Source organism: Variovorax sp. Varisp46 (assembly GCF_059491885.1).
The window spans coordinates 5,052,923-5,076,238 of sequence record NZ_CP168515.1 but is presented as its reverse complement, the minus strand read 5'-3'; the positions used below and the strand labels follow the sequence as shown (position 1 = coordinate 5,076,238).

At 68.5% G+C, this 23,316-nt stretch carries 24 protein-coding genes; 9 read left to right on the top strand and 15 right to left on the bottom strand.

The features are described 5' to 3' along the window. Window positions 1-10 precede the first annotated feature (10 nt). Together ACEN9N_RS24090 and ACEN9N_RS24085 are read left to right on the top strand one after the other, a co-directional pair. Window positions 11-679, top strand: a complete 669-nt coding sequence (locus ACEN9N_RS24090) for a GntR family transcriptional regulator (protein ID WP_157632108.1) — start codon at window positions 11-13, stop codon at window positions 677-679. An 84-nt stretch (window positions 680-763) separates the two neighbouring features. Beyond that, window positions 764-1,702: a fatty acid desaturase family protein gene (locus ACEN9N_RS24085; protein ID WP_495654686.1), complete on the top strand. Its 939-nt coding sequence runs from the start codon at window positions 764-766 to the stop codon at window positions 1,700-1,702. Here ACEN9N_RS24085 and ACEN9N_RS24080 read toward each other — a convergent pair. Then, window positions 1,690-2,577: an EamA family transporter gene (locus ACEN9N_RS24080; RefSeq protein WP_478178876.1), complete on the bottom strand. Its 888-nt coding sequence runs from the start codon at window positions 2,575-2,577 to the stop codon at window positions 1,690-1,692. The two genes, ACEN9N_RS24085 and ACEN9N_RS24080, sit on opposite strands and share 13 nt — an antisense overlap. Before the next feature lie 81 nt (window positions 2,578-2,658). On the opposite strand from ACEN9N_RS24080, the gene ACEN9N_RS24075 reads away from it, so the two are divergent. Beyond that, entirely contained in the window at window positions 2,659-3,546 is an 888-nt protein-coding gene (locus ACEN9N_RS24075) for a LysR family transcriptional regulator (protein ID WP_495654685.1), read from the top strand. Here ACEN9N_RS24075 and ACEN9N_RS24070 read toward each other — a convergent pair. The 4 genes from ACEN9N_RS24070 to ACEN9N_RS24055 all read right to left on the bottom strand — a co-directional run bounded on the left by ACEN9N_RS24070 (window position 3,483) and on the right by ACEN9N_RS24055 (window position 6,360). Continuing rightward, window positions 3,483-4,697 carry an acyltransferase family protein gene (locus ACEN9N_RS24070; RefSeq protein ID WP_495654684.1) on the bottom strand — a complete coding sequence of 405 codons (1,215 nt, stop codon included), beginning with the start codon at window positions 4,695-4,697 and terminating at the stop codon, window positions 3,483-3,485. The genes ACEN9N_RS24075 and ACEN9N_RS24070 overlap by 64 nt on opposite strands. A 33-nt stretch (window positions 4,698-4,730) precedes the next feature. After that, window positions 4,731-5,765, bottom strand: coding sequence for a MerR family transcriptional regulator (locus ACEN9N_RS24065; RefSeq protein ID WP_495654683.1), 1,035 nt, complete (start codon window positions 5,763-5,765; stop codon window positions 4,731-4,733). 22 nt (window positions 5,766-5,787) lie between these two features. Continuing rightward, window positions 5,788-6,108, bottom strand: coding sequence for a hypothetical protein (locus tag ACEN9N_RS24060; protein WP_495654682.1), 321 nt, complete (start codon window positions 6,106-6,108; stop codon window positions 5,788-5,790). 81 nt (window positions 6,109-6,189) lie between these two features. Further along, entirely contained in the window at window positions 6,190-6,360 is a 171-nt protein-coding gene (locus tag ACEN9N_RS24055) for a hypothetical protein (RefSeq protein ID WP_007828646.1), read from the bottom strand. A gap of 59 nt (window positions 6,361-6,419) precedes the next feature. On the opposite strand from ACEN9N_RS24055, the gene ACEN9N_RS24050 reads away from it, so the two are divergent. Beyond that, complete coding sequence (locus ACEN9N_RS24050; RefSeq protein WP_495654681.1) at window positions 6,420-7,865, top strand: MATE family efflux transporter; 1,446 nt, start codon at window positions 6,420-6,422, stop codon at window positions 7,863-7,865. Here the strand turns inward: ACEN9N_RS24050 and dbpA are convergent. From dbpA to ACEN9N_RS24030, 4 genes are all read right to left on the bottom strand, one after another. Next, window positions 7,840-9,270 (bottom strand): ATP-dependent RNA helicase DbpA, encoded by a 1,431-nt coding sequence (gene dbpA / locus ACEN9N_RS24045; protein ID WP_056593233.1) that lies wholly within the window; start codon window positions 9,268-9,270, stop codon window positions 7,840-7,842. The two genes, ACEN9N_RS24050 and dbpA, sit on opposite strands and share 26 nt — an antisense overlap. A gap of 83 nt (window positions 9,271-9,353) precedes the next feature. Beyond that, the gene (gene infA / locus ACEN9N_RS24040; protein WP_007828652.1) at window positions 9,354-9,623 is read right to left on the bottom strand and encodes a translation initiation factor IF-1; all 270 of its coding nucleotides are present in this window, start codon (window positions 9,621-9,623) and stop codon (window positions 9,354-9,356) included. Between the two features lie 58 nt (window positions 9,624-9,681). After that, window positions 9,682-9,951, bottom strand: coding sequence for a hypothetical protein (locus tag ACEN9N_RS24035; protein ID WP_413314241.1), 270 nt, complete (start codon window positions 9,949-9,951; stop codon window positions 9,682-9,684). 354 nt (window positions 9,952-10,305) lie between these two features. Further along, a complete protein-coding gene (locus tag ACEN9N_RS24030) occupies window positions 10,306-11,544 on the bottom strand; it encodes an MFS transporter (RefSeq protein ID WP_495654680.1) in 1,239 nt (412 codons plus the stop codon). An 84-nt stretch (window positions 11,545-11,628) separates the two neighbouring features. On the opposite strand from ACEN9N_RS24030, the gene pdxR reads away from it, so the two are divergent. Next, on the top strand, window positions 11,629-13,086 hold the full coding sequence (gene pdxR / locus ACEN9N_RS24025; RefSeq protein WP_495654679.1) for a MocR-like pyridoxine biosynthesis transcription factor PdxR: 1,458 nt from the start codon (window positions 11,629-11,631) through the stop codon (window positions 13,084-13,086). Between the two features lie 8 nt (window positions 13,087-13,094). On the opposite strand, the gene ACEN9N_RS24020 is transcribed toward pdxR, so the two are convergent. Beyond that, window positions 13,095-14,150 carry a sugar phosphate isomerase/epimerase family protein gene (locus tag ACEN9N_RS24020; RefSeq protein WP_495654678.1) on the bottom strand — a complete coding sequence of 352 codons (1,056 nt, stop codon included), beginning with the start codon at window positions 14,148-14,150 and terminating at the stop codon, window positions 13,095-13,097. Between the two features lie 140 nt (window positions 14,151-14,290). On the opposite strand from ACEN9N_RS24020, the gene ACEN9N_RS24015 reads away from it, so the two are divergent. After that, complete coding sequence (locus tag ACEN9N_RS24015) at window positions 14,291-15,172, top strand: gamma-glutamyl-gamma-aminobutyrate hydrolase family protein (protein WP_042672665.1); 882 nt, start codon at window positions 14,291-14,293, stop codon at window positions 15,170-15,172. A 30-nt stretch (window positions 15,173-15,202) separates the two neighbouring features. On the opposite strand, the gene ACEN9N_RS24010 is transcribed toward ACEN9N_RS24015, so the two are convergent. From ACEN9N_RS24010 to ACEN9N_RS24000, 3 genes are all read right to left on the bottom strand, one after another. Further along, a complete protein-coding gene (locus ACEN9N_RS24010) occupies window positions 15,203-15,385 on the bottom strand; it encodes a hypothetical protein (protein WP_007828680.1) in 183 nt (60 codons plus the stop codon). 84 nt (window positions 15,386-15,469) lie between these two features. After that, complete coding sequence (locus ACEN9N_RS24005) at window positions 15,470-16,450, bottom strand: tripartite tricarboxylate transporter substrate binding protein (protein WP_081502609.1); 981 nt, start codon at window positions 16,448-16,450, stop codon at window positions 15,470-15,472. Window positions 16,451-16,453: 3 nt separating this feature from the next. After that, on the bottom strand, window positions 16,454-19,420 hold the full coding sequence (locus tag ACEN9N_RS24000) for a DNA topoisomerase III (RefSeq protein WP_495654677.1): 2,967 nt from the start codon (window positions 19,418-19,420) through the stop codon (window positions 16,454-16,456). Between the two features lie 87 nt (window positions 19,421-19,507). On the opposite strand from ACEN9N_RS24000, the gene ACEN9N_RS23995 reads away from it, so the two are divergent. Genes ACEN9N_RS23995 through ACEN9N_RS23985 form a run of 3 tightly spaced genes read left to right on the top strand, consistent with a single transcriptional unit; the run spans window position 19,508 to window position 21,149 of the window. After that, window positions 19,508-20,128, top strand: coding sequence for an SET domain-containing protein (locus ACEN9N_RS23995; protein ID WP_495654676.1), 621 nt, complete (start codon window positions 19,508-19,510; stop codon window positions 20,126-20,128). A gap of 2 nt (window positions 20,129-20,130) precedes the next feature. After that, on the top strand, window positions 20,131-20,946 hold the full coding sequence (locus tag ACEN9N_RS23990) for a biotin--[acetyl-CoA-carboxylase] ligase (RefSeq protein ID WP_495654675.1): 816 nt from the start codon (window positions 20,131-20,133) through the stop codon (window positions 20,944-20,946). 5 nt (window positions 20,947-20,951) lie between these two features. Continuing rightward, on the top strand, window positions 20,952-21,149 hold the full coding sequence (locus tag ACEN9N_RS23985; protein ID WP_413314204.1) for a sporulation protein: 198 nt from the start codon (window positions 20,952-20,954) through the stop codon (window positions 21,147-21,149). A gap of 9 nt (window positions 21,150-21,158) precedes the next feature. Here ACEN9N_RS23985 and ACEN9N_RS23980 read toward each other — a convergent pair whose 3' ends face one another. Together ACEN9N_RS23980 and ACEN9N_RS23975 are read right to left on the bottom strand one after the other, a co-directional pair. Continuing rightward, window positions 21,159-22,601, bottom strand: coding sequence for a sensor histidine kinase (locus ACEN9N_RS23980; RefSeq protein ID WP_413314206.1), 1,443 nt, complete (start codon window positions 22,599-22,601; stop codon window positions 21,159-21,161). Between the two features lie 37 nt (window positions 22,602-22,638). Next, entirely contained in the window at window positions 22,639-23,313 is a 675-nt protein-coding gene (locus tag ACEN9N_RS23975; RefSeq protein WP_007828698.1) for a response regulator transcription factor, read from the bottom strand. Between the last annotated feature and the right edge of the window lie 3 nt (window positions 23,314-23,316).

The window sequence follows — 23,316 nt, the reverse complement described above, 5'->3', positions numbered from 1 at the left end:
GAACAAGACCATGCCCGCCTCGAAGACCGCCTCCCGCCCACCGCCCAAGCGCCGCGCCGCCGACCTGGCCTACGACGCCATCGAGACGCTGCTGTCGACCATGCAGCTGCAGCCCGGCAGCCAGGTCGTCGAGGCCGAACTCGCCGAGCGCACGGGGCTCGGCCGTACGCCGGTGCGCGAGGCGCTGATGCGCATGGTGTCCATCGGACTCATCGTGCAGCAACCGCGCCGCGGGCTGCTCGTGTCGGCCATCGACCTGGCCGACCACCTCGACGTGATCCAGACCCGGCGCGTGCTCGAACGGCTGATCGCCGCCTGCTCGGCGCGCCGGGCCACCGCGCAGCAGCGCACCGACATCGTCCGCTGCGCCCGGACCATGGTCGAGGCCGCGGCACGCGGCGACCTCACCGGCTACATGCGCGCCGACCATGCACTCGACCTCGTCAATCACCAGGCGAGCCACAACGACTCGGCAGTGAGGGCGGTGATCCCGCCGATCGTCCAGTGCCGGCGCTTCTGGTATGCCTACCAGCACGAAGGGGAGATCGTCGAGGGCGCCAACGCGCACCTCGAGCTGGCGCAGGGCATCGCGACCGGCGACGAAGCTGCCGCCATCGCGGGCGCCGAGCGGCTGATGGACTACCTCGAAGTCTTCGCGCGCAAGATCATCGACAAGTAGGCCGAAGGGCCTCGCCTCCACTCGCCGCCGCGCTGCGGGGAATTCCGCGTGCCTTGCCCGGGCCGGCGGCGCATACTGGCCCGCATGGCCGCCGCCCCCCGCGCCCAACCCGAAGAGTTCTTCACCGCCGAAGAATGGCAGTCGCTCACTGCGCGTTCGTCGTGGAAGGGCCTGTGGCTGGTGCTGCATTGCTGGGCCGTGATCGGCACAGCCATGCTCGTGGGCATCGTGTGGCCATGGACCCTTCCGCTCGTGGTGCCGGTAGTGGGCGCGCGGCAGCTGGGGCTGTTCATCCTCATGCATGACGCGGCGCACGCGGGGCTGCACCGCAATCGCAAGGTCAACGACTGGGTGGGCCATTGGCTGTGCTCGTCGACGCTGCGCGACTACCGTCCGTATCACCTGCAGCACCACCGCTTCGTGCAGCAGACCGAAGATCCGGACCTCGTGCTGTCGGCGCCCTTCCCGATCACGCGCGCGTCGATGTGGCGCAAGGTGGTGCGCGACCTGAGCGGGCAGACTTTCTACAAGCAGCGCTTCGGGCATGTTGCCGAAGGCATCCGCAAGCGCGGGCCGGGCGAGTCAGTGCTCGAGGTGCTTGGCCGGGAGCTTGCGAAAGACAGGCGCTTTCTCATTGCCAACAGCCTCGGATTTCTGGCCTTCGCGCTCGCCGGCTGCTGGTGGGCATGGCTGCTGATGTGGCTGCTGCCCATGGCGACGTGGCTGCCGCTCGTGAGCCGCGTGCGCAACATCGCCGAGCATGCGCTGGTCGCGCAGAACGAGGCCGATCCGCTGCGTCAGGCCCGCACCACGCACGCCGGCTGGCTCGAACGCATCCTGGTGGCGCCCTACTGGGTCAACTACCACTGCGAGCACCACATGTTCACCAACCTGCCTTGCTGGGCCTTGCCGAAGGCGCATCGCCTGCTGCAGCGGCAGGGCGCCATCGCGCGCATGGAGGTGCAGCCCGGCTACCTGAGCCTGCTGAAGCGCGCGACTTCGCCCTCGGCTCAGCCGGCCTGACGCGCGGCCGGCACGGCCCGCACCACAGGCTGCGCCCCGCGCTGGCTGAGCCAGATGCTCGCAATGACGATGCCGATCCCCGTCACCTGCCACGCCGACAACGCCTGCTCCAGCAGCGCCCAGCCCAGGATCACCGCCGTCACGGGGCTCAGGAAAGCCAGCGGCGCGATCGCCGAGGGCTCCAGCCGCGCCACGCCGCGGAACCACACGATGTAGGTCAGCGCGGCGCCCACGAGGCCGAGCCAGCCGAAGCCGATCCAGTTCTGCGCCGTCAGCGCGGGCAGAGGCGGCTCCAGCAGCAGCGCCACCGGCAACAGCAGCAGGCCGCCCGCGGTGAGCTGCCACGCGGTGAAGGTGAGTGCCGACACCGGTGGCTGCCAGCGCCGGCTCAGCACCGTGCCGAAGGCCATCGACACCGCGGCGGCAACGGCCGCGGCAATGCCGATGGCATCGAGCGCCGCATTCGGCGTGAGCACCAGCAGTGCGACCCCACCGATGCCGACCACCGCCGCCGCGACCGACAGCGCGCGCATCGGTGAGCCCAGGAAGACGCTGGCCAGGAACACCACGAGCAGCGGCTGCACCGAAGTGATGGTGGCCGCGACGCCGCCCGGCAGCCGGTATGCCGCCAGGAACAGCATCGCCCAGAGGATCGAGAAATTCAGTGCGCCGAGGATGAAGATGCGCCCCCACCACGCGCGCTCGGGCAGCTTGCGCACGATCAGCAGCAACAGCAGGCCGGCGGGCAGCGCGCGCAGCAGGGCGACCGTCAGCGGGTAGTTCGGCGGCAGCAGCTCGGTCGTGACGACATAGGTGCTGCCCCAGATCGCGGGCGCGGTCGCGGTGAGCAGGAGGTCGGTGGTGCGGCTTGTCATGGGTCGAATCTAGTGAATTGACCATGGGTTGTGAATGCCCGAATAATGAATTGATTCTTTACCATCAGTCGTCAATTCAGCGTGGACCATCTCACGGCCCTCAAGGTCTTTCGCACCACCGCCGCCACGGGCAGCTTCGCCGGTGCCGCGCGGCAAATGGGGCTGTCGGCGGCGGCCGTCAGCAAGAACATCGCGGAGCTGGAGGCGCATTTGAAGGTGCGGCTCATCAACCGCACCACGCGGCAGATGAGCCTGACAGAAGCGGGCGCTGCGTACTTCGAGCGCTTATCACGCATCCTCGACGAACTCACCGAGGCCGATGCCGCCCTTGCGCCCATGGGCAGCAGCCCCGGCGGTGTGCTGCGCGTGAGCGCGCCGCTGACTTTTGCGCTCACCTCGCTGTCGCCGGCCATTCCCGAATTCATGAAGCGCTACCCGAACCTGCGGCTCGAGCTGAACCTGCAGGACAGCCGCTCGGACATCATCGGCGAGGGCTACGACCTGGCCATCCGCGGCAGCGACCGGCTGGAGGATTCGAGCCTCGTCGCGCGCCGGCTCATGACCATGGACCATGTGCTGTGCGGCGCGCCCGGCTACTTCGCCGCCTTCGGCCGCCCCGCACAGCCCGAAGACCTGAAGGCCCACGAGTGCGTGCAGTTCACGCTCTCGGGCCACGCGAACAAGTGGACCTTCAACCGCGCCGGCCGCAGCGTGGCCGTGGCCATCGACGGGCGCTACAAGGTCAGCTCCAGCATCGCCGTGCGTGACGCGCTGCTCGCGGGCTTCGGCCTGAGCCTGATCCCGCGCATCTACGTCGAGGCCGAGCTGGCCTGCGGCCGCCTGCAGGCCGTGCTCGAAGACTGGGAGGCGGACAGGACGCCGGTCTATGCGGTGTATCCGTCGCGTCACTTGGCGGCCAAGACGCGCGCTTTTGTCGACTTCCTGGTCGAACGCTTCTCGGGGCGCTGACCGTTCAGCAGCCTGCCGATAGGCGTGTGGCGCACCAGCAGCTGGTAGCTCGCGAGCGCCACCAGCGAGGTGGCCGCGATGTTCAGGCTCATCTTCGCGACCGCGCCGAAGGGCGCGTTGAACAGCAGGATGCCGAAGCCGATGGTGCCGAGCATGTGCACCAGGTACACCCAGTACGAACTTTGAGACAGGTAGGCCAGTACGCCGTTCTGACGCGGCAGGTAGCGCACGAAGCCGCCGATCAGCGCCATGCTCCAGAGCCATGCGGTCGCGTTGTAGGCGAAGGCAATGCAGAACTCGGGGTGCGGCAGGTGAGGCGAGCCACTGGCACGCGATGCGCCCAGCAGCAGCACGGTTGCGATGAAGAAAACCAGCCCGGCCGCCGCGTACCCCTTGCAGCGCCCCGCGAAGAGCGCCAGCAGCCGATTCTGCTCGCCGTACACGTACCAGCCGACCACGAAGAACAGGCCGCTCTGCACCCACTCGGCGAATGGCGGCAGGAACGAGCCGCTCGCCGTGACCATGCCGGATGGATAGAACGCACCGGCGAAGGCCAGCGGCAGTGCAAGCACCACGAAGCCCCAGCGCCGTCCGGCCAGCGTCGTGAAGCCACAGGCCAGCGCATCGCGCAACCGCGCCGGCACGAAACGCTGCAGCCGCACGCTGGCCCACGCCAGCACGCTGAACCAGAACAGCTGGTAGAGGAACCACAGGTGCATGGTGTTGAAGGGCGAGCCGCCGGGCTGCCGCGCGGGCGTCAGCGTGGAGTCGATGCTCGGCACGCCGCGCACCGTGAGGTGGATGTAGACCATCGCCAGCACCGTCGTCGCCGCGAACAGCAGCGGCCAGAAGATCGCGAAAGGCAGCGCGAGCCGCAGGCCGCGGTTCTTCAGCATGCCGTCGGCGCCGCGCCGCGCGACCAGCAGCGCGACGAAGAAACCGGCCAGCACGAAGAACACCGGCATTCGAAAGCTGTGGATGAAGAGCAGCAGCAGGTTGGCGACCGGCGAGGTCTTCGGGTCGCGCCACGGCAGCGGCGAGTCGACGGTGAGGTGATTGATCGCCACGTGCAGCACGATGCCGAGCCACATCATGAGGGCGCGGAGGTTGTCGAGCGCGTGGAACCTGTGAGGGGTGGGTGCGTTGTTCATGCGGCCACTGTTGGGCCTCACGCAACGTCAGGGTCAAGCGCTGCCGGCGGTTGGCGGAAGATTTTTCTGACGCAGCGCGGCCATGGCGCGCTGCAGGTAGTCGCGCACCGCGGGCGTCGCCACGGCGGCGGCTTGCAGCACCGGCTCCGTGGTCATCGCCTGCATCAGCCGTGCGGCGATGCCGGGGTCGTGGTCGGTGAAGGCGTCTAAGAGGCGCGCCCATTCGCGCGCGATGGTTTGCACGGCGTCGTCTTCGGGCGGAATGCCGCGGACCTGCAAGGCGGCCAACTCGGCCGCCAGTTGCCGCCATTCGTCCTCGGGCGGCGGGCCCAGCCGCGCAAAGTCGTCGGTGCTCAGGTGGCGCAGTAGCGCAGCCATGCGAATGTCAATGGCCGTGCCGATGTATTCGATCAACTCGGTCGTCGGCCCGTCGTCGCGGCGCGCCACGGGTTCGCGGCGGTACATCTCGCCCCAACGCGTGACGAGGTCGTAGTTGCCGTCCATCCACTGCCCCAACAGCGCTATCCAGCGTGCGGCCAGCGGCTGCACCTCGGGCGCGTCGGCCGGCACCTTGCGGGCCATCAGCGTGGCCACCTCGGCCACCAGCGGCGGCCAACGGTCGGCCACGGTTTTCCAGTTGGCCATGAGCGATCTGATCTCGGCGGGGCTGAAGTAGCGGCCGTAGGCGGTCATCTGCTCCAGCGTGGCGAGCCAGTCGTTCAGGTCGGGTTGGGCGCCTTCGGCCAGGCGCTGTTCGAGCAGGCCGAGGCGTTCGCGCAGTACGGTGGCCTGTGCGATCTGCTGGTCGAGCGAGGCCATCTGGCGCTGGAGGATGGCGGGCAGTGCGCCGTTCTCCCCGCTCAGCAGCCCGCCGATCTCGGCCAGCGGGAGGTCCAGCTGCCGCAGCGCCTGGATGGCATGCAGGCGGGCGATGTCGGCCGCGTTGTAGAGCCGGTAACCGGCCTCGGAGCGTGCCGACGGCGCCAGCAGCCCGATGGCGTCGTAGTGATGCAGCGTGCGCACCGTGAGCCCGGTGTGCCTGGCGAGTTCTCCGACCTTGAGCAGCACGGGTTGTCGCTCCTGCCGGGGCTCAGTCGGCTTCGGGCGCCGGTTCGGGACCTTCCCAGCCCAGCAGCTCGGCCAGCCGCTGCACGATCCACGTGGCCTCGGCCGCCGACACGCCCGATTCGGGCGCGGCGAGCCCGGCGTGGATGCGCCGCAGGATCTCGCTTTCGACCGGCACCTCGGTGTGGTGCTGGATCTGCGCGTGGCCCACAAGGTGGCTGGCGAGGTCTTCGCACATCTCGTAGCGCTCGCGCACCAGGCCGATCGGTTCGCTCAGGCGCTGGCGCGCGTCGGTGTAGACCGCGAAGAACGAGGGCGGGATGAGGATCTGGTTGTCGTCGGACATCGCTGCCTTATAGCTGCCCCAACGACAAAACGCGCCCGTGGGCGCGTTCGTCGTGGCTCCGGGGAGCCAGCGGGGGCCGGATCAGCCGCCCTTCTTGGCGCGCTTGCCAGGGTTCTTCTTGCTGCGCGTTGCGGTGCCGCGTTCGAGGCTGACCTTCTGGCCGCCACCGGAGCGAGGCACGGTGTAGCCGGGCATCGGCGTCGGCTTGGGGGTGGCAACGCGTTCGGCTTCGGTACGGAATGTCTTGGGCATGAAAAGCTCGGGTAAAAGTGATGTTCGAACCTGCAATTAGGCCACATCGGGAATTTCATATGCCAATAACCGCAACGGCGGGTGGTGTCGAGCGCGCGCGCTTCGTTTCGGGGTCGTTGATGCGCCATGTCTGCGTGATGGCGGGCACGGGGGCCATCGGGCTGATCGCGGTGTTCGCGGTCGACCTCATCAACCTGTTCTATATCTCGCTGCTTGGGGAGAAGGAGATTGCCGCGGCGGTCGGTTTCGCGGGCGTGATGGGCTTCTTCCATGCGTCGCTGTGCATCGGGCTGACCATCGGCATCGCGGCAGTGGTGTCGCGCACCGTGGGGGCCGGCCGTGGCGAGGACGCGCGCCGCATCGCCACATCGAGCCTGGTGCTGATGACGGCGGTGTCGGTGGTAGCGGGCACCGGCACGGCGTTCTTCCTGCATCCCGCGCTGCAGGCCCTGGGCGCCCAGGGCGAGACGGCGCGGCTCGCGCATCGCTACCTCTCGGTGACGGTGCACACGCTGCCGCTGCTGGGCATCGGCATGGCGACTTCGGCGCTGCTGCGTTCCATCGGCGATGCGCGCCGCTCGATGACGGTGACGCTCGGCGGCGCCTTCGTGACGGCGGTGCTCGACCCGATCCTGATCTTCGGCTTCGGCCTGGAACTCGACGGCGCCGCCATCAGCGCGGTAGTCTCGCGCATCGTGCTCGCGGCCATCGGGCTGCACGGCGTGACGGTGAGGCACCGCATGCTCGGGCGCTTCGAGCCGTCGCGACTGGGCGGCGATGCGCGCGCGCTCGGCAAGGTGGCCGCGCCGGCGGTGCTGACCAACCTCGCCACGCCGGTGGGCGCGGCCTTCGTCACGCATTCGGTCGCGCAGTTCGGGCCCTCGGCGGTGGCGGGCGCGGCCACCATCGACCGGCTGACGCCGGTGGCCTTCGGATTGGTCTATGCGCTCAGCGGCGCGGTCGGGCCGATCCTCGCGCAGAACCTGGGCGCGGGGCAGTTCCGCCGCGTGCAGGAAGGGCTGCGCGACAGCCTGTTGTTCATGATGGCGTCGGTGGCCGTGGCGTGGCTGGTGCTGGCGCTTGGGCAGGGCGTGCTGATCCGCGCGTTCTCGGCCGACGGGCAGGCGGCCGAGCTGATCTCGCTCTTCTGCAGCTGGACGGCCGCGAGCTTCTTCTTCGCGGGCGGGCTGTTCGTGGCGAACGCCTCCTTCAACAACCTCGGGCATCCGCTGCTGTCGACCGCATTCAACTGGGGGCGCGCCACGCTGGGCACGATTCCGTTCGCGTGGTGGGGCTCGCGCTACGGTGCGGCAGGCGTGCTGATCGGGCAGGCCGTGGGCTCGTCGATCTTCGGCCTGCTGGCGGTGATCGTGGCGTTCCGGCTGGCCGCGAAGCTGGCGCGGCAGGAGGCGCCTGCAGGCGCGGCCCCGGCGCTCGATGCGCCGCTGGCACCGACCTCGCCGCAGGCCGGTGCGGCGGCTACTGCTCCAGCAGCCGTACCTTGACCGACTTGCCCTTCACGCGGCCGGCCGACAGCTTGCGCGCGGCTTCTTCGGCGATGGCGCGGTCGACCGCCACATAGGTCGAGAACTCGTTGACGTTGATCTTGCCGACCTGGTCCTTGGCATAGCCGCAGTCGCCGGTCAGCGCGCCCAGGACGTCGCCGGCGCGGATCTTTTCCTTGCGCCCGCCCACGATCTGCAGCGTGGCCATCGGCGGCTTCAGTGGCTCGCCCTTGCCCGGCGTGAGCTCGGCCAGTTCGTGCCATTCGGATTCGCGGCCCTGCAGCTGCTCGATCTTTCCGACGAAGCCCATCTCGTTCATGCTGGCCAGGTTCAGCGCCAGGCCTTCCGAGCCGCCCTGCTGGCCCACGCGGCCGGTGCGGCCGACGCGGTGAATGTGGATTTCGGAATCGGGCGTCACGTCGACGTTGATCACGGCTTCGAGGTGCGAGATGTCGAGTCCGCGCGCCGCCACGTCGGTGGCAACCAGCACCGAGCAGCTGCGGTTGGCGAACTGCACCAGCACCTGGTCGCGCTCGCGCTGCTCCAGCTCGCCGAACAGCGCCAACGCGCTGAAGCCCTGGGCCTGCAGCACCTCGACGAGGTCGCGGCACTGCTGCTTGGTGTTGCAGAAGGCCAGCGTGCTGACGGGGCGGAAATGGTCGAGCAGCAGGCTCACGGTGTGCAGCCGCTCGCTGTCCTTCACCTGGTACCAGCGCTGGCGGATCTTGCTGCCTTCATGCTGCGCCTGCACCGTGATTTGTTCGGGGCTCTTCATGAACTGCTGCGCGAGCTTGGCGATGCCTTCGGGGTACGTGGCCGAGAACAGCAGCGTCTGGCGGGCCGAAGGGCACTGGCGCGCCACCGTCACGATGTCGTCGAAGAAGCCCATGTCCAGCATGCGGTCGGCCTCGTCGAGCACCAGCGTGTTGAGCGCCTCGAGGTTGAGGTTCTCGCGCTCGAGGTGGTCCATGATGCGGCCGGGCGTGCCGACGACGATGTGCGCGCCGTGCTCCAGGCTGGCGATCTGCCCACGCAGCGCAACGCCGCCGCAGAGCGTGACGACCTTGATGTTTTCTTCGGCACGCGCCAGGCGACGGATTTCGGTCGTGACCTGGTCGGCCAGCTCGCGCGTCGGGCACAGCACCATCGCCTGGATGGCGAAGCGGCGCGGGTTCAGGTTGGAAAGCAGCGCCAGCGCAAAGGCGGCGGTCTTGCCGCTGCCGGTCTTGGCCTGCGCGATCAGGTCCTTGCCGAGCAGCGCCGGCGGCAGCGCGGCGGCCTGGATGGCCGTCATCTGCGTGTAACCGAGCTGGGTGAGGTTGGCCAGCATCTGGGGCGAGAGCGCCAGTGAGGCAAAGCCGTTGTCGGCTGGGGTGCCGCCGGCTGTGGGGTTGGGTGTGGTCATCGTTCAGCAGCCGGGAAGTGCAAAAAACAAAAGCCTTGCCGGCGCCCTTCGCGGGCACCGCAAGGCCTTTCGTCAGTTGCGGATCAGCGGCGGGGGGAGTTGTTGCCGCCGGTGGTCGGCGGCGGGCCGCGGCGTTCCAGGTGACGGAAGGTGATACGGCCCTTGGTCAGGTCGTAGGGCGAGAGTTCGAGCGACACCTTGTCACCCGCCAGGATGCGGATGTGGTGCTTGCGCATCTTGCCGCCGCTGTAGGCGATCAGCTGATGGCCGTTGTCCAGCGTGACGCGGTAGCGCGAGTCGGGCAGGACTTCGGTCACTGCGCCGTTCATTTCGATCAGTTCTTCCTTGGGCATATGTGGTTACCTCTGACTCGTTCGATGTTTGTTGGAGATGGAATTGGGCGTAATTGTTTCAGCCCGCGCACGGAAGCGCGAGAGGGGTCGTCTTCGAAACCTGGGGGGCGCGTTCGCGCACCCAGCCGAGGCCCTGGTCGATGGCGTAGCCGACGGCGGCGGCGTGGCTGGCAAAGCGCGGCGTGAAGCGCATCACGCGGTCGTGCATGCCGCTGCCGCGGCCGGAGCGGATCGAGACCGAAGCGGCGTACTTGCCGTCGTCCTGATGTCGGATGAGCGGGGAAACAAGGTACTTGCCCACCGCGATACTGTGTTGAATGATGTCCATGAAGCCTTGGCACAGCGCGCAGATGCAAAGCGCGAAATGCCTGAAAAATAATTGAAAACGGGCGTGGGCCGGCCGGAATGGCGCGGCGGACGCGCTATTCGCTTCAACAGGAACGAAGGCAGTGGTGGCAATCATGGGCGCCCGGTCTGGCGCTCCAACACACTGTAAAAGCCGGCTTGGGAGTGAGAGGCCTGAAGAATCCAAGGGACAGTGCAGGTCAGCCGGCGGTATTGACGAAATTCTTCGTCGTGGTATCGAAACGAACCCGACATTATAGCTTGCAGGGCATGACAGTTGCTTGTCTTTAAAACAACGATCTCATGAAAAAGGCCCCGAAGGGCCGTTGTTCAAGCACTATTTGCTATCAAAAACATAGTTTGACGAGGCGCTGCGGGCCGCGCGCGGCGCGCGCAACAGCAGCATCAGTCCTGTGAACTGACAGGCCGCCCCCACCCAGCCCACCGCGCCGACGCCGGCCAGTTCGATCGCCATGCCGCCCAGTGCCGAACCGGCCGCAATGCCGAGGTAGATCGCCGATGCGTTGAGCGACAGCGTCATCGGCGCGCGCTCCGGCGCCAGCCGGATCAGCCGCACCGCCTGTGCCGGGCCGAACCCCCAGCCCGCGAAGCCCCACAGCGCCGACAGCCCCACGATCAGCGGCAGTGCCAAACCGCGCGGCAGCATCTGCGCCGAGAACGAGAGCCCACCAAGGATCAGCACCAGCATCAGCGCGAAGCCCTGCGCCATGCGATCGGCGCCGAAGCGGTCGGTGGCCCAGCCGCCGGCCGCGGTGCCGATGGCTGCCGCCACGCCGATGGCGAAGAACACCGCGCTCGCGCCTTCGGCGCCGAAGCCCAGCGTCTCCGAGAGGAACAGTGCAATGTAGGTGTAGAAGCTGAAGCCGCCCGTGGCCCACAGCATGCTGATCAGCAAGGCCGGCAGCACGCCCGGCTCGCGGGCCACGGCAAAGGCCGGCGCGCGCTTTGCAGCCGCCGGGGCCTGCGCCAGCGTGCGCGGCAGCCCGAGGGCGAGGCCCAAGGTGGCAAGCGCCGCCGCAGCCGCGATCAGCAGGTAGGCCGTGCGCCAGCCGCCCCAGCCGGAGATCCACGCACCCAGCGGCACGCCCAGCGCCACTGCCACTGTGCCGCCGCCGGTCACGATGGCCAGCGCCCGGCCGCGCAGCGCGGGCGACACCATGGCGGCCGCCACCGCGCTCGCGGTTGGCAGGAACACGCCGGCCACCAGCCCCAGCGCGACCCTCGCGAATGCCAGCTGCGCAAAGCCGTGCGCCATCGATGCCGCCAGCGTCAGCGCCGAGAAAGCCGCGAGGCTGGCAATCAGCAGCGGCCGGCGACCGAAGCGCCCCAGCAGCGCCGCCATCACCGGCGAGCCGATCGCATAGCTCAGCGCGAACAGCAGCACCAACTGCCCGGCCCGTGCGGCACTGACCTGCAGGTCGGCCGCCAGCACCGGCAGCAGCCCCGCGACCATGAAGCTTTCGGTGCCGATGGCAAAGGCCCCCAGTGCGAGCCAACCCAGGCTCAGGGGCAGGCGTTCAGGCGGTCGCGAGGTCGGGAGATCGGTGCCGTTCATGAGGGACTCCGTTGAAGCTGTGTTCGAGGCCTCCAGAGTACGTTTGCAATTGGCCCTTCAAAAGAACCACAATTAACGAAGTCTATGGAGCCACTTTTCGAACTCGCCATCCACCTGCCAGGCGCCGGCTCGCGCGAACTGCTGCGCGAGGTGCACCGCCAGCTGCGCGGCGCCATCCTCGACGGCCGGCTGCAGCCCGGCGCGCGCCTGCCCGCCACGCGCGCGCTGGCGCAGCGCCTGGGCGTGTCGCGCAACACCATGCTCGCGGCCTACGACCTGCTGCTGAGCGAGGGCTACCTGCTGGCGCGCCCCGGCGCCGGCACCTACGTGGCCGACACGTTGCCGGCCTCCCGGCGTGGCCGCGCCACCAAAGCCTCGCCAGCCCGGCGCGACCCCCGTCTGGTGCCCCTCGCTGTTCCGGGCGCCGACCTCGTCCCCACGCTGCAGCCATCGCCAGCGCGCGACGACTTCCGCGTCGGCCTGCCCGACGTGAGCGTCTTTCCCTTCGACATCTGGCGCCGCGTGAGCGACCGCGCGCTGCGCCGCGTCGCACGCCAGACCGCCGACTACGCCGACCCGCAGGGCCAGGGCGCGCTGCGCGAGGCCATCGCGAAGCACGTGTCGTTCACCCGCGCCGTCGGCTGCACCGCCGGTGACATCGTGGTCACGGCCGGCGCGCAGCAGGCCTTCAGGCTGCTCGCGCGCATCCTCGTCGTGCCGGGGCGCACGGTGGTCGCGGTCGAGCAGCTGTTCTACCCCTCGCTGCGCGAAGCCATGCTGGCCGCTGGCGCGAAAGTGGTGACCGTGCCGACCGATGACGAAGGCATGTGCGTGGACCGCATTCCGCCCGGGGCCCGCGTGGTCTGCGTGACCCCCTCGCACCAATTCCCCACCGGCGTGGCGATGTCGCCGCCGCGCCGTGCCGCCCTGCTTGCCTTCGCGCGGGCGCGCAACGCGGTCGTCATCGAGGACGACTACGACGGCGAATTCCGCTTCGCCGGCCGCCCGCTCGATGCGCTGCAGACGCTCGACCGCGCCGAGTCGGTCTTCTACATCGGCACCTTTTCCAAGAGCCTGTTCCCCGCGCTGCGGCTGGGCTTCGTGGTGGCGCCGCCCTGGGCCCGCGCGGCGCTGGTGCGCGCGCGCGAACTGGCCGACTGGCACGGCCCGGTGCTGGGCCAGGAGGCGCTGGCCGCCTTCATCGCCGAAGGGCACCTGGCGCGCCACATCCGCAAGATGCGCAGGCTCTACGGCGCGCGGCGCACCGCATTGCTCGAGGCCCTGGCACGCCACGGTGCGGGCCGGCTCGAAGTGATTCCTTCGGACGCCGGCCTGCACCTGTCGGCCCGGCTGCACGGCGGTACGCGCGCCGATGCGGTGGTGGAGCGCGCCGCCGCGGCCGGCATCACGCTGCCGCCGCTCTCGCGTTTCGCGCTCGATCCGCACGCGCCCGGCGTGTCCAACGGCCTCGCATTCGGCTACGGGCTGATCGCCGAGCAGCAGATCGATGGCGCGATCCGTCGGCTGGTCGCGTTGCTCTGACGGTCAGGTCAGCCGATTCCGAGCGTCCGCCTGTTGGCCGCCACGTCCACCCCGCCCGCCGCGAAGTCGTCGAAGGCCCGGTCCGCCACCTGGATGATGTGGTCGGCGATGAACGTTGCGCCCTCGCGCGCGCCGTCTTCCGGGTGCTTGATGCAGCACTCCCACTCCAGCACCGCCCAGCCCGGAAAGTCGTACTGCGCCAGCTTCGAGAAGATGGCCTTGAAGTTCACCTGCCCATCACCCAGCGAGCGGAAGCGCCCGGCCCGGTTGATCCAGCTCTGGAAGCCGCCGTACACGCCCTGCTTGCCGGTCGGGTTGAACTCGGCGTCCTTCACGTGGAAGATCTTGATGCGCTCGTGGTAGTGGTCGATGTAGGCCAGGTAATCGAGCTGCTGCAGCATGAAGTGGCTCGGGTCGTACAGCAGGCAGGCGCGCGGGTGGTTGTTCACGCGCTCCAAAAACATCTCGTAGCTCACGCCGTCGTGCAGGTCTTCGCCGGGGTGGATCTCGTAGCCCACGTCCACGCCCACGGCGTCGAAGGCGTCGAGGATCGGCCGCCAGCGGCGCGCGAGCTCGTCGAAGGCTTGCTCGACGAGGCCCGGCGGGCGTGGCGGCCACGAATACAGGTACGGCCAGGCCAGCGCGCCCGAGAAGGTCGCGTGCGCCGTGAGGCCCAGGTTGGCCGAGGCCCTGGCCGCGAAGTGCAGCTGCTCGACCGCCCATTGCTGCCGCCGCACCGGGTCGCCGCGCACCTCGGGCGCCGCGAAGCCGTCGAAGCCCGCGTCGTAGGCCGGATGCACCGCCACCAGCTGGCCCTGGAGGTGCGTCGAGAGTTCGGTGATCTCCAGGCCATGCTTCGCCAGCGTACCCTTCACCTCGTCGCAGTAGGTCTTGCTCTCGGCGGCGCGCCGGAGGTCGAACAGGCGCGCGTCCCAGCTCGGGATCTGCACGCCCCTGTAGCCCAGCCCGGCGGCCCAGCCGGCGATGCCGTCGAGCGTATCGAACGGGGCGGTGTCCCCCGCGAACTGGGCCAGAAAAATGGCGGGGCCCTTGATGGTTTTCATCGGCTTGTCTTCCTTCTTCGTTGGGGCGGCGTTGAAAGCATACTTGGCGTGTCGTCCGACCCCGTGCGAGAGGCCAACGAGCCAAAATGGACTTTCCTTTTCGCATCCATCGTCCGGTTCCCACTGACGACAGTCCCGCGATGACACAACCTGTTTCCGCCCGACTCAAGATCGGCCTGTCCGCCTGCTTCTCGCATGCCGACCCGGCCCGCTCGCTCTTCACCAACAAGACGCTGCAGTACGTCGAGCAATCGATCGCGCATTGGCTCATGTCCGCCGGCGCGATGGTGGTGATGGTGCCCTGCCCCACCGGCGAAACCGCGCGCGGCGACACCAAGCTTTCACACTACGCAGAGTGGCTCGACGGTGTCGTGATGCACGGCGGCGCCGACGTCTGGCCCGGCAGCTACGGCGAAGTGCCGCTCAAGGATGCGTGGATCGGCGACCAGATCCGCGACCTCTACGACCTCGCGCTGGTCGAGGCCTTCGAGCAGGCCGGCAAGCCGATCTTCGGCGTGTGCCGCGGGCTGCAGCTCATCAACGTGGCCTTCGGCGGCACGCTCTACCAGGACATCGAGGCCCAGCACGCTGGCGGCCTGCGCCACCGCGACCCGGTCACCTACGACCAGAACTTCCACGAGATCGAGCTGGTGCAGGGCACGCGGCTTTCCAAGCTCTTTCCGCAGGTGCAGAAGGCGCGCGTCAACAGCATCCACCACCAGGGCATCAAGGGGCTCGCACCGGGCTTCGAGATCGAGGCCTGGAGCCTGCCCGACCGCGTGCCCGAGGCCATCCGCCGCCGGTCCGACAAGGGCCGCAGCTACATCGCCGCGACCCAGTGGCATCCCGAGTTCCACAAGTACGGCAGCACCGAGACGGTCGACGACACGCCGATCCTGCATGACTTCTTGTGGGCCTGCGCGACTGCCAGGGTCGCGCCCAAGACGTCGCCGGGGTCCGGCCCCGCCAAGATCCGCGACCGCGCGGCGCGAGTGTTGCGACAGGCGCTGCTGCGGCGCTGACGCGATCGGGAGGATGGCCGCCGGCCGGGCCTAGCGCCGGTCGGAGCGGTTCGTGCTGCCGCTGACGCCGGCATCGATGGTGCCGAACACCGTGACACCACTGCCCGGCGACGCACCGGCGGAGCCCGACGATCCGGCCGAGCCCGTTCCGGCGCAGCCCGCCAGGACGGCCCCCATCGCAAGGGCGAACACAGCTGCAATGAATGACTTCACGGAAAACTCCAGGAGAGGGTGGAACTGCAGACCACTATAGGCCGCAGCCCCGGCTGGCCTTGTAACAGCCCCGGCCCTTGGTTGCTACTCCGGCTTCGCGCCAGAGGCCTTCACCGCCGCGCCCCAGACGCCGATCTCGCTCGCCACGAAGCGGTCGAACTCGGCCGGCGTCGTGGGCGCGGGCTCGGAACCGCGCTCGCGGATGAAACGCGCCATCTGCTCGCTCTTCAGGATGTCCGTGACTTCGCGGTTGAGCCGCTCGACGATGTCGGGTGGCGTGCCGCGCGGCGCCATCAGGCCGAGCCAGCCCACGGCCTCGAAGTTCTTCGTGCCCGCCACGCCGCTTTCGCGCACGGTGGGCACGTCGGGCAATTGCGAGGAGCGTGTGGCCGAGGTCACGGCCAGCGCCACCGCCCTGCCCGACTTGATGTGCGGCAGCGCGGCCGTCACCGAGTCGACCATCAGCGGAATCTGGTTGCCCAGGAAGTCCGACTGCGCGGGTCCGCTGCCGCGGTACGGAATGTGCGTGATGAACACGTGCGCCGCCGACTTGTACATCTCGCCCGAAAGATGCTGCGTGCCGCCGATGCCGGCGCTCGCGTAGCTCAGCCGGCCGGGCTCGGCCTTGGCGCGCGTCGTGAGGTCGGCCAGCGTGCGGATGCCGCTCTCGGGCGTGGCGAGGAACACCAGCGGCACCTTGGCGATCAGCGAGATGCCGACCAGGTCCTTGCGCGGGTCGAAGCCCGGCTTGGCATAGAGCGTCTGGTTCACCGCCATCGCGCTGCCGGCCACCACCAGCGTGTAGCCGTCGGGCTGTGAGCGCACCACGAACTCGGTGCCGATGTTGCTGCCGGCACCGGCCTTGTTGTCGACGATCACCGGCTGGCCCAGCCGTTTGCCGAGCTGTTCGGCGAGCGCGCGGGCGAAGATATCGGTGGCCTGTCCCGGCGGGAAGGGCACGATCAGCCTGACGGGCTTGTCAGGCCAGGCCGCGGCTTGTGCGAGGCAGGCTGTGCCCAGCAGCATCGCTGCAGCCAGGCCGGCGGCGAGATGTCGGCGCCGCATGGCTCAGGGCGCCGAAAGATGCTTGCCGACGATGCCCGCGAGCTCGAACATCGTCACCTGGTCCTTGCCGAACACCGGCTTGAGCTTGGCGTCGGCGTTGATCGCGCGCTTGTTGGCCGCATCCTGCAGGCCGTTTGCCTTGATGTAGTCCCACAGCTTCTTGATGACCTCGGTGCGCGCCACCGGTTCGGCGCCGATCACCGCGGCCAGCGAGTCGCTGGGCTTCAAGCCCGCGCCGGGCTTGCGCGGCGCGGCTGCCTTCTTCGCTGCCGGGGCCTTCTTCGCTGCCGGGGCCTTCTTCGCGGCGGGCGTCTTCTTCGCCGCCGCCTTCTTGGCCGCGGGCGCGGCCTTGCCGAAGGTCTTGCGCGGCGGGAACTTGCTGCCGCCCTCGCGCGGCGCGAACTCGAAGGTCACCTTGCCCTCTTCGGCGTTCCAGGTCAGGAAGGCCTTGAAGGCGCGGCGCGTGCGCATGCTCACGAACTTGTCGAGCAGGTCGGTCTTGCCGGTGGCGAGCAGCTTTTCCATCTGCGCGCGCTCCACCGGCTGTTGCAGGATGATCTTGCCGGTCTTGAAGGTGCAGCTGGGCGTCGGCTGCGCGTTCGTCGGCACCGACTTCTCGCAGACGTAGTTGCTGCCGTGCTCGAACACCGGCGCGCCGCACACCGGGCACGGGCCCACGGTGTCCTGCTCGCTGAAGTCGACGATCTCGCCGGTGTCGCCGTTCTTGTCGTCGCCGAAGTCGAACTCCAGCTTCCAGTTCTTCGCCTCCTCGTCGAACTTGAGAATGATCTCGGAGGTGAAGGGCCAGCCGGCCTTGGAGCGGAAGCCTTCCAGCGGGCCGATGTGCTTGTCGTGCAGCAGCGCCTCGGCCTCGGCCACCTCGAAGGTGCGCCCGGCCGGCGACTTGCCGAAGGAGAAGCCGCAGGCATCCTCGCCCGTGCCGCTCTTGCCGACGCAGCCGTAGCGGCGGTAGTTTTCCTTCACCACGCCGCCGCAGTTGGGGCACGGCGTCTGCAGGGTCGCATAGTCGCCCGGCACGGTGTCGCGGTCGTACTCTTTCGCCTTCTTGACGATGTGCTCCGTCATCTCGGCGATCTCGCGCATGAAGGCATCGCGGCTCAGCGCGCCCTTTTCCATCTGCGCGAGCTTGTACTCCCACTCGCCGGTCAGCTCGGCCTTGGAGAGTTCTTCCACACCCAGGCCGCGCAGCAGCGTCATGAGCTGGAAGGCCTTGGCCGTGGGGATCAGCTCGCGGCCTTCGCGCAGCATGTACTTCTCGGTGATCAGGCCTTCGATGGTGGCCGCGCGCGTGGCTGGCGTGCCCAGGCCCTTCTCCTGCATGGCCTCGCGCAGTTCGTCGTCGTCGATGGTCTTGCCCGCGCCTTCCATCGCGCCGAGCAGCGTGGCTTCGGAGTAGCGCGCCGGCGGGCGCGTCTTCAGGCCCTTGGTGTCGACCGACTCGGCCTTCACGATCTCGCCCGGCTTCACCGGCACGAGGCGCTTGCCGTCCTTGTCGTCTTCCTTCTCGTCGTCCTGGGCTTCCTTGCCGTAGATGGCCAGCCAGCCCGGCTTCACCAGCACCTTGCCGTCGGTGCGGAAGGGGTACTTCCTGCCGCCCTGCTCCACCGTGCTGATGCGCGTGGTCACCTGGTACTCGGCGCTCGGGAAGAACACCGACATGAAGCGGCGCACCACGAAGTCGTAGAGCTTCTGCTCGGCATCGCTCAGGCCGCTGGGCGCTTGCAGCGTCGGGATGATCGCAAAGTGATCCGACACCTTGGCGTTGTCGAAGATGCGCTTGTTGGGCTTCACGTAGTTGCCGTCGACCGCCTGCTGGGCGAACGGCGCCAGGTGCTTCATGCCGCTGTTGGCGAGCATGCCCATGGTCTGCTTGACGACGGGCAGATAGTCTTCCGGCAGCGCGCGCGAATCGGTACGCGGATAGGTCAGCGCCTTGTGGCGCTCGTACAGGCTCTGCGCCAGCGCCAGCGTGGTTTTGGCCGAGAAGCCGAAGCGGCCGTTGGCCTCGCGCTGCAGCGAGGTCAGGTCGAACAGCATCGGCGAGGCTTGCGTGGTGGGCTTGCTCTCTTCCGTCACCGTGGCGGGCTTGCCGCGCGAGGCGTCGGCGATGGCGCGGGCGTCCTGCTCGTTCCACACGCGGTCGGCGCGCTGCTCGGGATCGGGTTCGCCGTTGGCCAGCAGCGGCGCGTTGGCCTTCTTCCAGTCGGGGTTGAACCACTTGCCCGGGTACTCGCCGGCCTCGGCCGCGAAGCTGCCGTGGATTTCCCAGTACTCGCGCGAGACGAACTTGCGGATCTGCTCCTCGCGCTCCACCACGACGGAAAGCGTCGGCGTCTGCACGCGGCCCACGGTCGTGAGGAAGAAGCCGCCGTCGCGCGAATTGAACGCCGTCATGGCGCGCGTGCCGTTGATGCCCACGAGCCAGTCGGCCTCGGAACGCGAACGCGCGGCGTCGGCCAGGCCCTGCATCTGCTTCTCGGTGCGCAGCGCGTCGAAGCCGTCGCGGATCGCCTGCGGCGTCATCGACTGCAGCCACAGCCGTTTCACCGGCTTGTGCAGGCCCGACTTGCCGCCGGCGTACTGCTCGATCAGGCGGAAGATCAGCTCGCCCTCGCGGCCCGCGTCGCAGGCGTTGATGAGCTGCGTCACGTCCTTGCGCTTGGCCTGCTTGACCACGGCGTTCAGGCGCGTCTTGGTCTTGTCGACCGGCTTCAGGTCGAAGTGCGGGGGGATCACGGGGAGATTGGCAAAGCTCCACTTGCCCCGCTTGACGTCGAACTCTTCGGGCGCCTGGATCTCGACCAGGTGGCCCACGGCGCTGGTCACGACGTAGCTTTCGTTCTCGAAATGCTCGTCGTGCTTGTCGAATTTCCCTGCCACCGGCGTGAGGGCGCGGACGATGTCCTGTGCCACCGACGGTTTTTCTGCGATTACCAAAGTCTTTGTCATCTAAGGGCTCTCTATACTCTGCGGCTTCCCGCGTGTGCACACGCGCACACGCGCATGTGTGCATATTCAAACTAACAGACTTCGGCGATGCCTTCCAAATCCCCACTTTCCGCCGGCCGCCGCATCCAGATGCGGCGCTCGGATGTCCACGGCAACGGTGTCTTCGCCGTGCAGGACCTGGCCGAAGGCGAGACGCTGATCGAATACAAGGGCGAGGTCATCAGCTGGAAAGAGGCGCTGCGCCGCCATCCGCACGACCCGGCCCAGCCGAACCACACCTTCTACTTCCACATCGACGACGGGCGTGTGATCGACGGCAACGTCAAGGGCAACGATGCGCGCTGGATCAATCACTCGTGCGAACCGAATTGCGAAGCAGACGAAGTCGATGGGCGCGTTTATATCAAGGCGCTGCGAAACATCTCTGCGGGCGAAGAACTCAATTACGACTACGGCCTGATCATCGACGAGCCGTACACGCCGAAACTCCTGTCCGAGTTTCCCTGCTGGTGCGGCTCGGAGCAGTGCCGCGGCACGCTGCTGACGCCCAAGGACGACGAGAAGAAAAAGAAGAAGAAAGCCAGGAAGGCCGAAAAGAAAAAGGCCGAGAAAAAAGAAGCGAAGAAGGCTGAAAAGAAGGCCGAGAAAAAAGCCGACAAAAAATCGGAAAAGAAGTCCGCGAAGAAAGACAAGTCCGACAAGGACTGACCATGAGCAGCAGCACAACGGCCGACTGGTTCGAAGACCGGATCGCCGCGGCGGTTGCGCCGCTGCTGCCCGGCTTCGCCGTCGAGGCCGTGGCCGAAATCGATTCCACCAACACCGAGCTGATGCGCCGCGCGCGCGCCGGCCGTGTCGAGCCCGTGCTGCTCGTGGCCGAGCGCCAGACTGCGGGGCGCGGCCGCCTTGGGCGGCCCTGGCAGAGCGCGCAGCAGAACGAAGAGCCCGCGTCGCTGACCTTCTCTCTCGGCCTGCCGCTCGCGCCGACCGACTGGTCGGGCCTGTCGCTGGCCGTCGGCGTTGCCGTGGCCGAAAGCCTCGACCCCTCGGGCGTTCACAAGACCGGCCTCAAGTGGCCCAACGACGTGTGGGTCGGCGACTGCAAGCTGGCCGGCATCCTCATCGAGACCGCGCTGCCGTCCACCGGCCGGCCGGATGCGTCGCGCTACCTCGTGATCGGCATCGGCATCAACATCGGCGCGCGCGAAGCCGATGGCATGCGCACGCCGCCGGCCTGGCTGCGCCAGTGGCGTCCCGAGGCCACCGCGCCCGAGGTGCTGCACGAACTGGCCGAGCCGCTGGTGCGCAGCGTGCTCGACTTCGAGGCCAGGGGCTTCGCGCCGTTCGCCGAGCGCTTTGCCGCACGCGACGTGCTGCGCGGCCGCGAAGTGGCGCTCAGCGACGGCACCGCCGGGCTGTGCGAAGGCGTGGCCTGGGGCGGCGAGCTGCAGGTGCGCACCGACGCCGGCCTGCAACTGGTCTCCAGCGACGAAGTCAGCGTGCGCCCTCGCGGCATGGGGTTCTGATCCGCATGAAGCTGCGCCTGTTGCTCGTCGTTCTGCTGATTGCCAACGCCGGCTATTTCCTGTGGGCGCGCGGCGAGCTCGCCGGCTTCGGCCTGGCGCCCGCCGCGCTCGGCGAACGCGAGCCGCAGCGCGTGGCGCGGCAGATCCATCCTGAATGGCTGCAGATCCGCAAGGAAGCTAGAACCGGCGCGCCGACGCCCTGATCCAGCGGGTCAGGAGGGCGTCTCGCTCTCGAAGCGCACCGTGAACAGCGCGCCCGGCGGCTGCTTGCCGGGATGCGCATCCTCCAGCTTCACCTGCGCGCGGTGCTGGTTCGCGATCTCCAGCACGATCGGCAGCCCCAGCCCCGAGCCGTCGGCCTCGTTGCCGAGCACGCGGTAGAAGGGCTCGAACACCAGCTCGCGGTCGCTCTCGGCGATGCCGGGGCCGTTGTCTTCCACCTGCAGCAGCAGCACGTGGCCGAAGGGGTCGGCCAGCACGCGCACGGTGATCAGTCCCGGGCGCTGCGGCGTCGAGGGCGTGTAGTTGATCGCGTTGTCGACGAGGTTGCGCACCAGCTCCTTCAGCAGCGTCGCGTTGCCGTCGAACACCACGCCCGGCGCCCCGGCCTCGGCGCCGTCGTAGCCCAGGTCGATGCGCTTCTCGATCGCGCGCGGCACGGCCTCGCGCACCACCTCGATGGTGAGCCGCGCCAGGTCGCAGGGCTGGTGGTGCGCGTTGGCGCTGTTGCCCTCGGCGCGAGCCAGCGACAGCAGCTGGTTCACGGTGTGCGTGGCGCGCTTGCTCGCACGGCCGATCTGCTTGAGCGACTGCTTCAGTTCGTCGGCATTGGCGCCTTCGCGCTGCGCCAGGTCGGCCTGCATGCGCAGGCCTGCCAGCGGCGTTTTCAACTGATGCGCCGCGTCGGCCAGGAATCGCTTCTGCGTGCCGATCGAATCGTTGAGCTTGTCCAGCAGCTCGTTGACCGAGGACACCAGCGGCACCACTTCCTGCGGCACCGACGATTCGTCGAGCGGGCTCAGGTCGCCCGGGCGCCGCTCGCGGATGCGCGCCTCCACCACCGACAGCGGCTTGATGCCGCGCACCAGCGCCAGCCAGATCAGCAACACCGCCAGCGGCAGGATCGCGAACTGCGGCAGCAGCACGCCCTTGATGATCTCGGCCGCGAGCACCGACTGCTTCTCGCGCGTCTCGGCCAGCTGCAGCAGCGAGGGCGGCACGTCCTCGGCGCCGCTGGCGATCCACAGGGAGGCCACGCGCACCGGCTTGCCGTGCACGTCGCTGTTGTGCAGGAACACCTGGCCGGGCGGCAGCGGCTCGTCGAGCCCGGGCAGCGGAATGTCGCGCTCGCCGCTCAGCAGCGTGTCGTGCCCGTCGAACAGCTGGTAGTACACGTGGCCGGTGTCGTCGGCCCGCAGGATCTCGCGCGCCGACTGCGACAGCACGAACTGCGTGTGCCCGTCCTTCACCGTCACCAGCTCGGCCAGGGCCTTCACGTTGTGTTCGAGCGCGCGGTCGAAGGGCGCGTTGGCAATGCCCTGCGCCACCAGCCACGTGACGCCGATGCTCACGGGCACCAGCAGCAGAAGCGGCGTGAGCATCCAGTCGAGGATCTCGCCGAACAGGGAGCGCTGCGCGCGCTGGAAAAGCTTCACTGGGCTTGCCCCAAGGCTTCGCGCTTGGCAAGGAGCATCAGGGCTGGATCTTCTCGAGGCAGTAGCCCAGCCCGCGCACCGTCGCGATGCGCACGGGACCCTTCTCGATCTTCTTGCGCAGGCGGTGGATGTAGACCTCGATGGCGTTGAGGCTCACCTCCTCGCCCCATTCGCACAGGCGGTCGACCAGCTGGTCCTTGCTCACCAGCCGGCCGGCGCGCTGCAGCAGCACTTCGAGCAGGCCGAGTTCGCGTGCCGACAGCTCGATCATCTTGCCGTCGATGGTCGCCACGCGGCCGGCCTGGTCGTAGACCAGCGGGCCGTGGCGGATCGTGTTGCTGGTGGTGCCCATGCCGCGCCGGGTGAGGGCGCGTACGCGCGCCTCGAGCTCCTGCAGGCTGAAGGGCTTGGCCATGTAGTCGTCGGCGCCGTGGTCCAGGCCCTTGACGCGTTCCTCCACGCTGTCGGCCGCCGTGAGCACCAGCACCGGCAGCTGCGAACCGCGCGCGCGCAGGCGCTTGAGGATCTCGATGCCGTGCAGGTTGGGCAGCCCGAGATCGAGGATCAGCAGGTCGAATTCGTCGTGCGTCATGAGGGCGGTGTCGGCCTGCGAGCCGTTCGCCACGTGGTCGACCGCCGCGCCCGAGGTGCGCAGGCTGCGCAGCAGGGCATCGGCCAGCACCTGGTCGTCTTCGGCAATCAGAATCCGCATATG

Coding starts and splice junctions, on each gene's coding strand:
- ACEN9N_RS23975 (WP_007828698.1), bottom strand. CDS start 23,313: ATGCGGATTCTGATTGCCGAAGACGACCAGGTGCTGGCCGATGCCCTG.
- ACEN9N_RS23985 (WP_413314204.1), top strand. CDS start 20,952: ATGAAGCTGCGCCTGTTGCTCGTCGTTCTGCTGATTGCCAACGCCGGC.
- ACEN9N_RS24055 (WP_007828646.1), bottom strand. CDS start 6,360: ATGCCCAAGACATTCCGTACCGAAGCCGAACGCGTTGCCACCCCCAAG.
- ACEN9N_RS24090 (WP_157632108.1), top strand. CDS start 11: ATGCCCGCCTCGAAGACCGCCTCCCGCCCACCGCCCAAGCGCCGCGCC.
- pdxR (WP_495654679.1), top strand. CDS start 11,629: ATGGAGCCACTTTTCGAACTCGCCATCCACCTGCCAGGCGCCGGCTCG.
- ACEN9N_RS24005 (WP_081502609.1), bottom strand. CDS start 16,450: ATGCGGCGCCGACATCTCGCCGCCGGCCTGGCTGCAGCGATGCTGCTG.
- ACEN9N_RS24050 (WP_495654681.1), top strand. CDS start 6,420: ATGCCAATAACCGCAACGGCGGGTGGTGTCGAGCGCGCGCGCTTCGTT.
- ACEN9N_RS24035 (WP_413314241.1), bottom strand. CDS start 9,951: ATGGACATCATTCAACACAGTATCGCGGTGGGCAAGTACCTTGTTTCC.
- ACEN9N_RS24030 (WP_495654680.1), bottom strand. CDS start 11,544: ATGAACGGCACCGATCTCCCGACCTCGCGACCGCCTGAACGCCTGCCC.
- ACEN9N_RS23995 (WP_495654676.1), top strand. CDS start 19,508: ATGCCTTCCAAATCCCCACTTTCCGCCGGCCGCCGCATCCAGATGCGG.
- ACEN9N_RS24060 (WP_495654682.1), bottom strand. CDS start 6,108: ATGTCCGACGACAACCAGATCCTCATCCCGCCCTCGTTCTTCGCGGTC.
- ACEN9N_RS23990 (WP_495654675.1), top strand. CDS start 20,131: ATGAGCAGCAGCACAACGGCCGACTGGTTCGAAGACCGGATCGCCGCG.
- ACEN9N_RS24070 (WP_495654684.1), bottom strand. CDS start 4,697: ATGAACAACGCACCCACCCCTCACAGGTTCCACGCGCTCGACAACCTC.
- ACEN9N_RS24015 (WP_042672665.1), top strand. CDS start 14,291: ATGACACAACCTGTTTCCGCCCGACTCAAGATCGGCCTGTCCGCCTGC.
- dbpA (WP_056593233.1), bottom strand. CDS start 9,270: ATGACCACACCCAACCCCACAGCCGGCGGCACCCCAGCCGACAACGGC.
- infA (WP_007828652.1), bottom strand. CDS start 9,623: ATGCCCAAGGAAGAACTGATCGAAATGAACGGCGCAGTGACCGAAGTC.
- ACEN9N_RS24000 (WP_495654677.1), bottom strand. CDS start 19,420: ATGACAAAGACTTTGGTAATCGCAGAAAAACCGTCGGTGGCACAGGAC.
- ACEN9N_RS24020 (WP_495654678.1), bottom strand. CDS start 14,150: ATGAAAACCATCAAGGGCCCCGCCATTTTTCTGGCCCAGTTCGCGGGG.
- ACEN9N_RS24080 (WP_478178876.1), bottom strand. CDS start 2,577: ATGACAAGCCGCACCACCGACCTCCTGCTCACCGCGACCGCGCCCGCG.
- ACEN9N_RS24085 (WP_495654686.1), top strand. CDS start 764: ATGGCCGCCGCCCCCCGCGCCCAACCCGAAGAGTTCTTCACCGCCGAA.